The 672-nt window shown below is 67.7% G+C and carries 1 protein-coding gene; it reads left to right on the forward strand.

Features of this window, described 5'->3' with window-relative positions:
- The coding region (locus tag ACFOOL_RS16445) for an integrase core domain-containing protein (RefSeq protein WP_380098476.1) at positions 1-463 on the forward strand (463 nt) is incomplete at its 5' end.
- Positions 464-672: the final 209 nt, after the last annotated feature.

Raw genomic sequence — 672 nt, forward strand, 5'->3', positions numbered from 1 at the left:
GGTGCAGCTGGCCAATGGCGAGTGGTGCCATACCCTGAGCGTGATCGACGATCATTCCCGCTTCGCCGTGGCGCTGCAGGCCTGTGCGGACGAGCAGACGGCCACGGTGCGCCGCCATCTGGAGCAGGCCTTGCGCATCCACGGCCTGCCCCAGGCGATCTATACCGACAATGGCAGCCCCTGGGGCGGCGGCATTCCGGGACAATGGACGCCGTTGCGGGTCTGGCTGGCCAAGCTGGGCATCGCGCTCATCCATGCCCGGCCCTACCATCCGCAGGTCCGCGGCAAGAACGAGCGCTTCCACCGCAGCCTCAAGGCCGAGGTCTTCGCCATGGCGTCGATCCAGGGACTGAGCCGCGCCCAGAGCGCCCTGCAGCGCTGGCGCGAGGTCTACAATTATCAGCGCCCCCATCAGGGCATCGGCATGGCGGTGCCCGCCAGCCGCTACCGGCCCTCGCCATGAGCCTTCCCCGAGCACCTGGCCGAGCCGGTTTACGCCACCGGCGAGATCGTGCGCCGCGTCGGAACCACCAAGGCCTATCTCAGCTTCAAGGGCCGCCTGTGGCGGGTGCCGCAAGCCTTCCTGGCCCAAACCCTCGCCATCCGCCCAACCCACAAGAACGGCAAATACACCATCTGCTTCGGCGCCATCCCCGTCGCAACCATCGATCT

This window comes from Devosia honganensis (assembly GCF_042648785.1).
Classification (GTDB): domain Bacteria; phylum Pseudomonadota; class Alphaproteobacteria; order Rhizobiales; family Devosiaceae; genus Devosia; species Devosia honganensis.